Genomic DNA, 12,532 nt, shown 5'->3' on the forward strand with positions numbered 1-12,532 from the left:
TTCGAAGCTTTTTTGTAAGTTGCTTGCCGCACCGTGTAAACTGTGTTTTCTTGGCCGGAATTAGAATATACCATGTATAGAATATGAATGCAAGTGTTATTTTTAAAATTAATCGATTACCTGACGCTGGAGAGCAATATATGATCTCATTATATCTCTTTACTAAAGAATAACGTGACAAACATAAAACCTCCCCGTCTCTGAGGAGGCCTACAACCATTTCAACACTCGTTAGTTGCTAACCGAGCACTTCCTGTATATATAACTGTCTCTGCTGCATAAGATTAATGATCGTTCCCTCCACAGATACCATAGGACGAGTCGGATGGTCACGATCGGAGAAAATAATCTCCCCAATCTGATTATTACTCAGTTTCACTCGAATGCCATTATGAATCTGGGTGGAACGCTGTACAAAAGTATTCACAATTGAAGGGTCCAGTTTACCGAAAGCCTCGCTTTGAATCTGATCCAGTACCAGATACGGGGACTGTGCCTTACGATAGATTCGTTCCAGTGTCATTGCATGGAAAATGTCCGCGATAGCTACAATTTTCGCATAGATATGAATCTGTGTGCCGGTAAGGTGCAGCGGATAACCTGATCCATCTACCTTTTCATGATGCTGTAATGCTGCCAGTCTGGCTCCCTCGTTAATTGCTTTAGCTTGTTTGAGTATCTGATAACCATACTTGGTGTGCTGTCTGATCTCTTCCTGCTCCTCCACAGTCAGAGAAGAGGGTTTATGCAGAATCTGCGGATCAACTTTGTTATTGCCGATATCATGAAACAATCCTGCAAAGGCAACCTGCATCCAATCTTTCGAAGGAAGGTCTACCCATTGAGCCAGCTGATAAGAAGTAATGGCACTCAAAACAGCATGATGGTAGATATAATCATGTTCTTTCATCACACGAGGGCTGAAGGTAAGCACATTATACTGCTTGAGGTGTAAAAAGAGCGTCTCCAGCTGTGTTCTTAGCTCATAAACAGGCAGTTCGGCAGCCAGGGAAGAGAGGAAAGCTTTTTTGGTCAAGGTAACCATCTTCTCGTATTCATCCTGCAGTGTACTCACGGGTGCTGAGACAAGTGTGCCATTGCGTTCCCCACTCTTCTCTGCAACAGCTGCTGTCCCCGATGCTCCAGCCACCCCTTTTGAAGAACTGTTGCTGCCAGCCGCTACCTTCTCCTGTTCAATATCAATTTGATGAATCATAAAGGCTCTGAGCACTTCCACATCTTTGGGTAAAATGATTTTCCCCTTTTGCAGCAGCACATTGCCGCGTAATGTCTGCACATCACTTCCCAGTTTCAACCCCGGTTTCACTTCGGACAGGGTAATTAATCCCATACTGATTCCCCTCACTCATCGTTCTTCTTAAAGATGATGACAATACAAGACCATAGTCCCGGTTTCTCATGTTATTTCCCATTATATTACTCAGGAAACAGGCTGTACATCCTAGATTTTGGAGCCTGCCTTCATTTCGTTTCTCCATACTAAAAAGGCTCCCCAAAGGGAGCCCTTCCATATCTTGTTTTCAATCTTCTTCACAATTTAGGACAAGATAATTATATTATTCTTCTGAACCTGAATCCTCACCTTGAACATCGGCCTCTGCTTCGGACGTCAACCCTTCTTCCAGCCCTGACTCTGAATCAGAGGATACTCCAGCTTCCGCTGCTTCAACGTTATCTTCATCTGGTTCTTCTTCATTTTTATCAATTCGGCTAACGGTGGCAACAGCATCTTCCTCACGGATATGAATCAGCTTCACACCCTGTGTATAACGACCCATCGTCGAGATGCCGTCCATGCTCATACGAATCAACGTACCGCTGGACGTAATGATCATGAGATCCTCTTCCGTTTTAACCATTTTGAGGCTAACCACAGCACCGTTTTTCTCGGTAACATTGATCGTTTTGATCCCTTTACCGCCACGAGTCTGCATCCGATAGTCACTGACTGGTGTACGTTTACCGTATCCTTTGGCCGTAACGATCAATACATCCAGTTCAGCATCGACAACATCCATTCCGATAACTGCATCTTGATCATCTAGCGTGATACCTTTAACCCCGGTAGCACTACGTCCCATGGAACGAACATTGCCTTCCGAGAAACGAATGGACATCCCGTGAGCTGTACCCATGATAATCTCCTGCTGGCCATCTGTCAGCTTCACATCGATCAGACTGTCATCATCACGCAAGGAAATACCAATCAGACCACCCTTACGGATGTTTGTGTAATCCTCAAGTGGTGTTTTCTTCACTACACCTTGACGTGTCGCAAAGAACAGATACTTGTCACTCTCGAATTCCTGAACCGGAATAACCGCATTGACGGACTCTCCCTGTTCAATCTGAATCAGATTGATAATCGGTGTTCCGCGTGCTGTACGTCCAAGTTCTGGAATCTCGTAAGCTTTCAAGCGATATACCTTACCTTTATCCGTAAAGAACATCAGGTAGTTGTGAGAATTGGTTACAAATAGATGCTCGACAAAGTCGGTATCCTTCGTATCCATCCCTACTACACCTCGCCCTCCACGTTTCTGGCTGCGGTATGTCGATGCCGGCAAACGTTTCACGTAACCCGAGTGTGTAATCGTAATGATAACCTCTTCACGTGGAATCAGGTCCTCATCCAGAATGCTTTCTTCACCCACCGTGATCTCGGTACGGCGATCGTCACCAAAACGCTCACGAATCTCTTGAAGCTCTGTACTGATAATCTCAAGCACAAGATGTTCATTAGCCAAAATTTCACGATATTCGCGAATTTTGACCATCAATTCGTTGTATTCATTCTCGATCCGTTCGCGCTCCAAGCCTGTCAGACGTTGCAGACGCATATCCAGAATGGCCTGAGCCTGATCGTGGCTGAGAGAGAAGCGCTCAATCAAACCTTCTCTAGCGGCATCTGTATTGCTGGATGAACGAATCAAAGCAATGATCTCGTCGATATGATCCAGTGCAATACGCAAGCCTTCCAGAATATGAGCACGAGCCTCTGCTTTTTTCAGTTCAAACTGGGTACGTCTGCGAATAACCTCGATCTGGTGCTGAAGGTAGTGATACAATACTTCACGCAGATTCAGAATCTTCGGTTCTTTGTTCACAATCGCCAGCATGTTAATACCGAACGTGGACTGCATCGATGTATGCTTGTACAAGTTGTTCAGCACCACGCCAGGATTGACGTCCCGACGAAGCTCGATCACAATCCGCATACCGTTACGGTCAGATTCATCACGCAGATCCGTAATTCCGTCGATTTTTTTGTCACGTACCAGCTCAGCAATTTTCTCAACAAGTCTTGCCTTGTTCACCTGATACGGAAGCTCAGTAACGACGATGCGAGCTTTATTGTTGTTCTCTTCAATATTCGTTCTGGCACGCATCGTTACCGATCCGCGTCCAGTCTGGTAAGCCTGGCGAATGCCTGAACGTCCCAGAATATAACCCGATGTAGGGAAGTCCGGTCCTTGAATATAGTCCATCAGTTCCATGGATGTAATATCCGGATTTTTGATCATCGCTTGTACGCCGTCAATAACCTCTCCCAGATTATGAGGAGGAATATTGGTAGCCATACCTACAGCGATACCGCCGACACCGTTAACAAGCAAGTTAGGAAAACGAGACGGCAGAACTACCGGTTCATTTTCTTCACCATCATAGTTCGGTTGGAAATCAATTGTATCCTTGTTGATATCCCTGAGCATTTCCATTGCGATTTTGGATAAACGCGCCTCGGTATAACGCATCGCTGCAGCCATGTCGCCATCAACTGAACCGAAGTTACCGTGTCCATCCACATGCATATAACGCAGGGAGAAATCTTGAGCCATCCGTACCATCGTCTCGTATACCGCAGAGTCACCGTGAGGGTGATACTTACCGATAACTTCGCCGACGATTCTGGCCGATTTTTTATGAGGTTTATCAGGTGTCATACCGAGTTCCGACATTGCATACAGAATGCGCCGATGAACCGGCTTCAATCCGTCACGCACATCAGGCAAGGCACGGCTCACAATGATGCTCATCGCATAATCCATAAACGATTCACGCATCTCGACGCCAATATCCCGATCTTTAATCTGCGAGTTCATTTCTTCCGCCATGCTGGACCTCCTTCTTGTCCTTTAACCAACGTTCCAAATCAATCATTTCGAAAAAAATAATATATGTGAAAAGCCTAACAAGGCTACAACCGCGCAAGAACGCTACTCTTTATTATATTACTTTCACAAAAGTTACACAATTAAACGTCTGCTGGGCAATAGCCTTTCTTCCGGGAACTTATGTGAGTCTGGGGATTAGCCCTGCCTTCCTCTCCAAAACCACATACAATGCTAGAAAAGCGGCATATGCACTGTCTAATTTAAGGCTGGAGCCGTTCCCAGCTGGCAAACAAACTACAAGTTTAGCAGCCCACAGCACAAAACGCCATATTCCTCTATTATACCACTGAAATCGTCTCTTGTCCTTTGATTTTCTGCATGCAGCCTCTCAGACGAGCCGATCAAAACAAGAAAGGACTGATGCACATTGAGTATCCAGCGCGTCTCCAGCAAATGGGTCAAAACAACTGTCCTTCAGCGCAGTCGTCATGTAAATGAATATATACCCGTGACCCGAAAATACAGCCGGCAAGCACTGGAACGGATGACCGAGCTGTTCCCGGCCAACTATATCAAACCGGACCGCGGAACGTATGGCAACGGCGTAATGCGTGTGAAGACAACACGGGTCACTCTCGCAGCTTCTGCACCTGAAGAAACGGCAAACGAGACAAACGATGCTGAACTGTCTGAAGAATCCGAAGCTACAGAAACTACAGAAACTACAGAAACTACAGAAGCTAAACATTCCACCACTGCTGAACCATCCGAACCAAGCAAGCTTGAGCTTCTCACCTATCATCTCCAGCATGGAACAGAGGAGCAGGTCTTTCATTCTCTTGATGAACTGGAACAAGCAATAAACAAACGCATCCAGCAGCGTGACTATATCATTCAGCAGGGCATTCCTTTGATGAAACATGAAGATTTGCCTTTTGATCTGCGTGTATTAACTCAGAAAAACCTGCAGCATAACTGGGAAACGACAGGTATTCTGGGCCGAATCGCTGCACCAGGGAAAATCATCACAAACATTCACGGGGGAGGCAGGCTCGCCACGTTTGAAGAATTGGTACTCCCTCAGCTCAAAAAGGATCAATTTCAAAAGCTGCAGCATGAATTGTATCGGCTCGGGATTCATACCGCAGTTCAGCTGCAGAGCACCTTTCCAAGACTTAAGGAGATCGGCATTGATATTGCACTTGATGATCAAGGCCGCCCCTGGATTCTGGAGGTCAATACGCTGCCTGGCATCTACGCTTTTGGTCTGTTGCCTGACAAAGAGGCCTATCGCAAGATCAAACGTTATGCGATTGCTTATGGACGTCTGCCCGCTTCCAAGAAGAGTAAAACAAAAAAGAAAACTTCCAAAGTTTCAAAAGCGCAGGCTTCTGCCCTTAAACGACGGACTGCCAGATAAATAAGCGCATACCACTCATAATATAAAAAAGGCGCCCTCACAGGCGCCTCTTCGCAAATCCATTAAATATCGAGGTTTTTCACGTATTTTGCATTTTCCTGAATGAAATCACGACGAGGTTCAACGTTATCCCCCATCAATGTATCAAACATGGCATCTGCCAGCATCGCATCGCTGATGGATACTTGCAGCATCGTGCGGCTTTCCGGGTCCATCGTTGTTTCCCACAGCTGTCCGGCATTCATCTCGCCCAGACCTTTGTAACGCTGGATGTTGTACTTGGCGTTCTCTCCCAGGGAAGCGATAATCTCGTCACGCTCTTTCTCCGAGCCCGCATAACGAATCACCTTGTTGCGCTCAATCTTGAAAAGCGGCGGCTGTGCGATATATACATATCCAGCCTCAATGATTTTGCGCATGTACCGATACAGGAAGGTCAGCAGCAGTGTTCGGATGTGAGCACCATCGACGTCGGCATCGGTCATCAGAATGATTTTGTGATAACGTGCTTTGGAGATATCGAAATCATCTCCGATCCCTGTTCCCATGGCAGTGATAATTGCACGAATCTCAGCGTTGCCGAGAATACGATCCAGACGTGCCTTTTCCACGTTCAGAATCTTACCACGCAGTGGCAAAATAGCCTGGAAGTGACGGTCACGCCCCTGTTTGGCGGAACCGCCGGCAGAGTCTCCTTCGACGATGTACAACTCGCTGATGGACGCATCCTTGGATGAACAGTCCGCCAGTTTACCTGGCAGGGAGCTGACTTCCAGCGCACCTTTACGGCGTGTCAACTCACGAGCTTTACGCGCCGCTTCACGGGCGCGAGCTGCCTGCAAGCCTTTTTCCAAAATGCGACGGGATACGGAAGGATTCTCTTCCAGAAACTCCTGCAGCTTCTCTGCGAACAAAGATTCTACAATACCACGCACTTCACTGTTTCCGAGCTTGGTTTTGGTCTGTCCTTCGAATTGCGGTTCCGGAATTTTGACCGAGATAATGGCCGTCAGACCTTCCCGTACATCGTCACCAGACAAGTTGCCGGTGCTATCTTTAATTACACCCGACTTGCGGGCATAGTCATTAATAATCCGTGTGAGCGCACTCTTGAAGCCGGATTCATGCGTTCCACCCTCATGGGTGTTGATGTTGTTGGCAAAAGAATAAATATTCTCGGTGTAGTTGTCATTGTACTGCAGGGCAACTTCTACCTGAATGTTATCCCGCGCACCTTCAACGTAGATTGGATTCTCGTGCAGCACCTCGCGCTTCTGATTCAGGAAGGATACATATTCGATGATCCCGCCTTCGTACATGAAGGAATTGGTTGCACCTGTACGCTCATCTGTCAGAGTCAGGCCAATGCCTTTGTTCAGAAAAGCCAGCTCGCGGACACGTGTCAGCAGTGTGTCGTAATCGTATACAGTCGTTTCCGTAAAGATCTCCGGGTCAGGATGGAATGTTACCGTTGTTCCCGTCTCATCTGTCGTACCGATGACTTTAAGATCATACTGCGGAACACCACGGCGATATTCCTGCTGATGGATATGGCCATCACGCTTAACGGTAACTACCACTTTTTCGGACAGCGCGTTAACAACAGATACACCTACACCGTGCAAACCACCGGATACCTTGTACCCGCCGCCGCCAAATTTACCGCCCGCATGGAGAACAGTCATAACAACTTCGAGAGCTGGACGTTTCATTTTGGCATGTTCGCCAACCGGAATTCCCCGTCCATTATCCACAACGGTTACGCTGTTATCTTCGTGGATGTTGATCTCGATATGATCACAGTAACCCGCCAGCGCTTCATCGATACTGTTGTCCACTACTTCCCAGACCAGATGATGCAGACCTTTGGCACTGGTGGAACCGATGTACATCCCCGGACGTTTACGTACGGCTTCCAGTCCTTCAAGGACCTGAATTTCATTCGCATCATATGACGGTTGATTCATAGACATGCCTTTCACCTACTTCTATAGATTCAATATCTTGAATATGCGTTAACTTAAAAATATAAGCAGCACCGAAGTTCTCTCTTGCAATAAAACTAGAGATCAGGAAAATGGTGAGCACGCTTCTTGAGCGTAGCGGAGGAAATCGGTGAATAATACACGATATTTTTCGTCACTACAATGGACTTTGCTTCCTCTTCGCCGATATGCTCGACGGTTTTTTCCTGTTCGGCATGTGTAACGTACTGCTTCGATATTTTTGAAGATTTTTCGATGGATATATCAAAAATAGCTACCAGTTCGGAAGAACGGATGATTTTTTCTCCGCCCAGATGAATGTACATAAGCCCTCACTCCTTAGCGTTCCACCTGTCCGGCATGAACGTGATAAATACTGGCATCTTTAAGCTTGTCAACGTTCAGGCTCTCAATTCCCGTAGCGGTAATAAAGGTCTGTACCTTGCTTTGGAATGTTTCGATCAGTTGGGTTTGGCGAAAAGGATCGAGTTCGGATAACACATCATCCAGCAGAAGCACCGGATATTCTCCGATCTCTTCATGAATCAGTTCAATTTCCGCAAGCTTAAGAGACAACGCTGTAGTGCGCTGCTGCCCTTGAGAGCCATACGTTTGTACTTCCCGTTCGTTAATGAAAAAGGACAGGTCATCCCGATGCGGCCCACTTAGCGTTGTGCCTCGGCGAATCTCCTGCTCTTTCATTTGTGATAATTTTATCATAAATTGATCCATTAAGACAGCTTCATCTTCCTCAGCCGCTTCGCTGAAGGAGGGAAGGTAGGCCAGGCGCAGGACTTCACCGCCACCGGTAATGCCCTGATGTATCGTTTCAGCCCACTTTTGCAGTTTCTTTATGAATTGTTTCCTTTTTTTGACGATTTTAACACCATGCTCTGCCAGCTGCTCGTTCCAGATCTCCAGCATCGTCTGGGCAGATGCCCCTTGGCCCCACAGCTGCTTGAGCAGATTGTTCCGCTGCACCAGCACCTTTTGATACTGCTGCAGGTGGTACAGATAACCTGGAGCCACTTGCCCGATCTCCATGTCAAGGAACCGGCGGCGTACCCCCGGTGTGCCTTTGACGATCTCCAGATCCTCGGGAGCAAACATCACCACATTGAGTGACCCGACAAAATCACTTAATTTTCGCTGCTCCAGCCCGTTGATTTTTGCTTTTTTGCCTTGCTGCGACAAGGAAAGCTCCAGTTTGACTGCTCCGTATTTTTTGTCGACCTCAGCTGTAAGTCGTGAACGGTCCTCGCCAAATCGGATCAGTTCCTTATCTCGGGAGGTGCGATGGCTCTTGGTGAGTGCAAGCACAAAAATAGCCTCGGCCAGATTGGTCTTGCCTTGAGCATTTTGTCCAATCAACAGGTTGACGGGACCAAATGAATCCAGCTTCAGATGTTCATAATTGCGGAATTGCTGCAACTCTATGCTGTTCACAAACACGCGGTAACCTCCCTTTTTTCCCGTCCGTCAGGAGGCAGCCGGATTGCACCCTGGTTCTTCTATTCGGCAACCACTTCAAATGTGCCTTCTCCGTCCACCTCTACGATATCCCCAGGGTATAACTTCCGTCCACGACGTTCCTCAGGCTCTTTATTCACACGTACAAGCCCTTCCTGCAGTATCGCTTTGGCCATGCCTCCAGTGGGGATGCAATCTGCAAGTTTTAGAAATTGGTCAAGCTTGATGTATTCCGTACGGATGGATACTTGTTTCATCATGATCTTCCTTTCGTTAATTGGTCGTCCGGTAAGGCAGGATGACGTACAGGCTGTGACTGTCGTCCAGCGGTTTAAGGATGATCGGGCTCATGACACCGGTGAAGGCAATCATCAGCTGTTCACTTTCCACAACTTTCAGCACATCAAGCATATATTTGGAGTTAAACGAGATTTTGAGCGGATCACCCGTAAATTCAGCAGGCTCAATCTCTTCTCTTACTTTACCAAGCTCAGAGGAGCTGGAGGATATTTCAATCGTGCCGGAGTCCATCGTCTGCATGCGAACAATGTTTGTTTTTTCCTCACGCGACAGCAAATAAGCCCGGTCAATCGATTCACTTAATTTTTTTGTATCCAAAACAAGTTCTGTTTTGTAGGACGTTGGAATAATTCTAGAAGTATCCGGATATGTTCCGTCCAAAATGCGGGAATAGAACAATACGCGGTCAATTTTAAACAATACCTGATTGTCTGCAACAACGATATCCACAAGCGTATTCTGATCTGGCACAATTTTGCTCAGCTCGTTCAGCGTTTTACCCGAGATAACCACATTGTTGAAACGGATGCCCTCTGCATTATCCAGCATTGCCGAGCGTGTAGCAAGACGGTGACGGTCAGTTGCCACAAATTTCAACTCGTTATCCGCCAGGCTCCATAGTACCCCTGTCAGAATTGGTGTCGTTTCATGGGTAGAAATAGAGAATACCGTCTGCTTGATCATATTTTTCAGCAGATCGCCAGGAATGGATACCGTTTGATTCTCTTCAATGCTTGGCAGCACCGGGAACTCCTCCGGGTCCAGACCAACGAGCTGAATTTCGGTAGCGCCTGCGGAGATAAAGGTGTTGAAATTTTCTTTGACCTCCATATGGACTTCCTGCGAAGGCAGCTTTTTGATGATCTCAACGAAAAACTTGGCTGGCAGCACAACACTTCCTGGTTGCTCCACCTGAACCACACTTTTGTCTCCCTCTTCAAGCGGGATAAATGACTGAATGGATATATCCGTGTCACTTGCTGTCAACGTCACACCTTGGTGATTCACGTCGAATTTGATACCGCTCAGAATGGGGATCGTCGTACGACTGGAGATTGCTTTGGATACTTGCTGAATGGACTCGTTAAGATAGCTTTTCATTATGCTGATTTTCATGATTTCACTCCTAGCGGATTTTTTGGGTTGAGCCTGTTCTGGTTTGGTCTTGAAAAGGTGTTTATCGATAGGCCGAAGGCCGTGCTTTGCGACGGCTTTTTGGAGAAGATATCTTTAGATCTTTATAGTAATAATAGTAATAGGGGCACTGAATATGTGGATAAGTAGGGTTAAACCCATAAAATTAAGCCTATCCACATGTGTACACGTTGTGCATAGGCTTGGGACTTGTTCAGGTTGGATTCTTAATTTTTTCGGTTAAGTTGTTGATAACTTTATAGAGATCCTGATCGTTCTTGATCGCTTGAGAGATCTTTTCATGGGCGTGAATGACGGTGGTATGATCTCGTCCTCCGAAAGCTTCCCCGATTTTGGGCAGAGAAAAGTCAGTCAGTTCTCGAGAAAGATACATTGCAATCTGTCTCGGGAAAGCAACAGCTTTTGTCCGTTTCCGTGCTTTGAAGTCTTCAAGCTTGAGGCTGTAATACTCGCCGACCTTTTGTTGGATGTCTTGAATTGTGATCATTTTTGGACGGCTGGAAGGAATGATATCCTTCAAGGCTTCAGCGGCCAGATGGGAGCTTACGTCCTGATTGGTCAGTGAAGAGTATGCAACGACACGAATGAGCGCCCCTTCAAGCTCTCGAATGTTCGTATCGATCTGGTTCGCGATATACATCATCGCTTCATTCGGAATATCGAGATTCTCCGCACGCGCCTTTTTACGCAAAATGGCAATCCGTGTCTCCAGATCCGGAGGCTGGATATCCGTAATCAAACCCCACTCAAACCGGGAGCGCAGCCGCTCCTCCAGGGTTGGAATTTCCTTCGGTGGTCTGTCGCTGGAGATGATGATCTGCTTCCGTTCCTCATGCAGCGCATTAAACGTATGGAAAAATTCCTCTTGCGTTGATTCTTTTCCGGCCAGGAACTGAATATCATCAATAAGCAGAATATCTACGCTCCGGTATTTGTTGCGGAAGCTTTCCCCGCGATTGTCCCGGATCGAGTTAATGAATTCGTTCGTAAATTTCTCAGATGACAAATAAACCACCTTGCTGCTCGGATCATGCTCCAAAATATAATGTCCTATTGCGTGCATCAAGTGGGTCTTGCCAAGTCCAACTCCTCCATATAGGAAAAGAGGATTGTACGCTTTCGCGGGCGCCTCAGCGACCGCCAGCGATGCGGCATGGGCAAAACGGTTGCCCGGCCCGATGACAAAGGTATCAAACGTATATTTTGGATTCAGCATGCTGAGCACCGCTTCTTCCTGAACGACCGTTGGCGTAGGCGCAGGCAGCTGAGGGTCTGGCTCTACAGGTTTGTTCTCTTCGATGACAAATTTCACATCGACCTGTTTGCCAAGCAGCTCATAGACCGTCGAACCGACCAGTTTGGTATAACGGCTCTCCAGCCATTCGACGGCAAACGTGGTTGGGGCGGAGATCACGATCGTCTGATCATTCAGCTTGGTTGCTTTCGTTGCTTTGAACCAGGTGTCGAAGCTGGGTTTGCTGAGTTTGTTTTGTATAATTGATAAAATTTGCTGCCATAAATCAGAAGTATGGCTGTCCACAGACTGTCACTCCTTTTACATGTTCCAAGTGTGGCTTAAGCCATGATGCAGTGTCGAAATACGAGATATATTGCCGGAATTTATCCCCAAACCCCCGCAGGTCAAAAACAAAAAAAGAATGAACAACGGAAAATTGTTCACAACTTTATCCACAGGCTGTTGATAATATTATAGGTCAGATCACATATTCACATCCAAAAGTAATACAATCATAGCAAAAGAAGCCCCGCATTTCAACGTATCGCGAGATTTTATCCACAAATTCAATAACTTGTGTATAATTTTTAGTCACAACACAATATATTGTTTATAAATTGTTTAAGTTTCGACAGAATGACCCAATAGGACAAATTATTTTATACACAGGATATCCGTCGAAAGATGCGGGTTTGTGTGCAAAAGTGATCTGTGAATGTGAATAACCTCGTTGTGGATAAATTGAAGACTGTGATGAACTGGGCATATGTAAAATGAGCGAATGCATGGGATGTGCCTTTCACCATCATGAGGTGCCTACGAGTAGAAG

Annotated in this window: 9 protein-coding genes; 1 reads left to right on the forward strand and 8 read right to left on the reverse strand. The window is 46.5% G+C overall.

The genetic code is table 11. The features are described 5' to 3' along the window. Positions 1-238: 238 nt before the first annotated feature. The gene (locus ACQSGY_RS20965) at positions 239-1,351 is read right to left on the reverse strand and encodes an HD-GYP domain-containing protein (protein WP_427180466.1); all 1,113 of its coding nucleotides are present in this window, start codon (positions 1,349-1,351) and stop codon (positions 239-241) included. A gap of 226 nt (positions 1,352-1,577) precedes the next feature. Next, complete coding sequence (gene gyrA, locus ACQSGY_RS20970; protein WP_427180467.1) at positions 1,578-4,136, reverse strand: DNA gyrase subunit A; 2,559 nt, start codon at positions 4,134-4,136, stop codon at positions 1,578-1,580. Positions 4,137-4,563: 427 nt separating this feature from the next. Between gyrA and ACQSGY_RS20975 the strand changes: the two genes are divergently transcribed. Beyond that, on the forward strand, positions 4,564-5,556 hold the full coding sequence (locus ACQSGY_RS20975; protein ID WP_427180469.1) for a YheC/YheD family protein: 993 nt from the start codon (positions 4,564-4,566) through the stop codon (positions 5,554-5,556). A gap of 62 nt (positions 5,557-5,618) precedes the next feature. On the opposite strand, the gene gyrB is transcribed toward ACQSGY_RS20975, so the two are convergent. From gyrB to dnaA, 6 genes are all read right to left on the reverse strand, one after another. Next, positions 5,619-7,529 carry a DNA topoisomerase (ATP-hydrolyzing) subunit B gene (gene gyrB / locus ACQSGY_RS20980; protein ID WP_111272520.1) on the reverse strand — a complete coding sequence of 637 codons (1,911 nt, stop codon included), beginning with the start codon at positions 7,527-7,529 and terminating at the stop codon, positions 5,619-5,621. A gap of 89 nt (positions 7,530-7,618) precedes the next feature. Next, a complete protein-coding gene (gene remB / locus ACQSGY_RS20985) occupies positions 7,619-7,867 on the reverse strand; it encodes an extracellular matrix regulator RemB (RefSeq protein WP_090923610.1) in 249 nt (82 codons plus the stop codon). A gap of 13 nt (positions 7,868-7,880) precedes the next feature. Next, positions 7,881-8,993 carry a DNA replication/repair protein RecF gene (recF, locus tag ACQSGY_RS20990; RefSeq protein ID WP_188594033.1) on the reverse strand — a complete coding sequence of 371 codons (1,113 nt, stop codon included), beginning with the start codon at positions 8,991-8,993 and terminating at the stop codon, positions 7,881-7,883. 59 nt (positions 8,994-9,052) lie between these two features. Beyond that, a complete protein-coding gene (gene yaaA, locus ACQSGY_RS20995) occupies positions 9,053-9,268 on the reverse strand; it encodes a S4 domain-containing protein YaaA (protein ID WP_282446313.1) in 216 nt (71 codons plus the stop codon). Positions 9,269-9,284: 16 nt separating this feature from the next. Then, positions 9,285-10,427, reverse strand: a complete 1,143-nt coding sequence (gene dnaN / locus ACQSGY_RS21000) for a DNA polymerase III subunit beta (RefSeq protein ID WP_111272517.1) — start codon at positions 10,425-10,427, stop codon at positions 9,285-9,287. 232 nt (positions 10,428-10,659) lie between these two features. After that, a complete protein-coding gene (gene dnaA / locus ACQSGY_RS21005; RefSeq protein ID WP_111272516.1) occupies positions 10,660-12,006 on the reverse strand; it encodes a chromosomal replication initiator protein DnaA in 1,347 nt (448 codons plus the stop codon). Positions 12,007-12,532 lie beyond the last annotated feature (526 nt).

The organism is Paenibacillus sp. TC-CSREp1 (genome assembly GCF_050171015.1).
Taxonomy (GTDB): Bacteria; Bacillota; Bacilli; order Paenibacillales; family Paenibacillaceae; genus Paenibacillus; species Paenibacillus silvae.

Bases quoted from the DNA above. Each gene is read 5' to 3' on its own strand.
- ACQSGY_RS20965 (WP_427180466.1), bottom strand. From the start codon at position 1,351: ATGGGATTAATTACCCTGTCCGAAGTGAAACCGGGGTTGAAACTGGGA.
- gyrA (WP_427180467.1), bottom strand. From the start codon at position 4,136: ATGGCGGAAGAAATGAACTCGCAGATTAAAGATCGGGATATTGGCGTC.
- gyrB (WP_111272520.1), bottom strand. From the start codon at position 7,529: ATGTCTATGAATCAACCGTCATATGATGCGAATGAAATTCAGGTCCTT.
- remB (WP_090923610.1), bottom strand. From the start codon at position 7,867: ATGTACATTCATCTGGGCGGAGAAAAAATCATCCGTTCTTCCGAACTG.
- yaaA (WP_282446313.1), bottom strand. From the start codon at position 9,268: ATGAAACAAGTATCCATCCGTACGGAATACATCAAGCTTGACCAATTT.
- dnaN (WP_111272517.1), bottom strand. From the start codon at position 10,427: ATGAAAATCAGCATAATGAAAAGCTATCTTAACGAGTCCATTCAGCAA.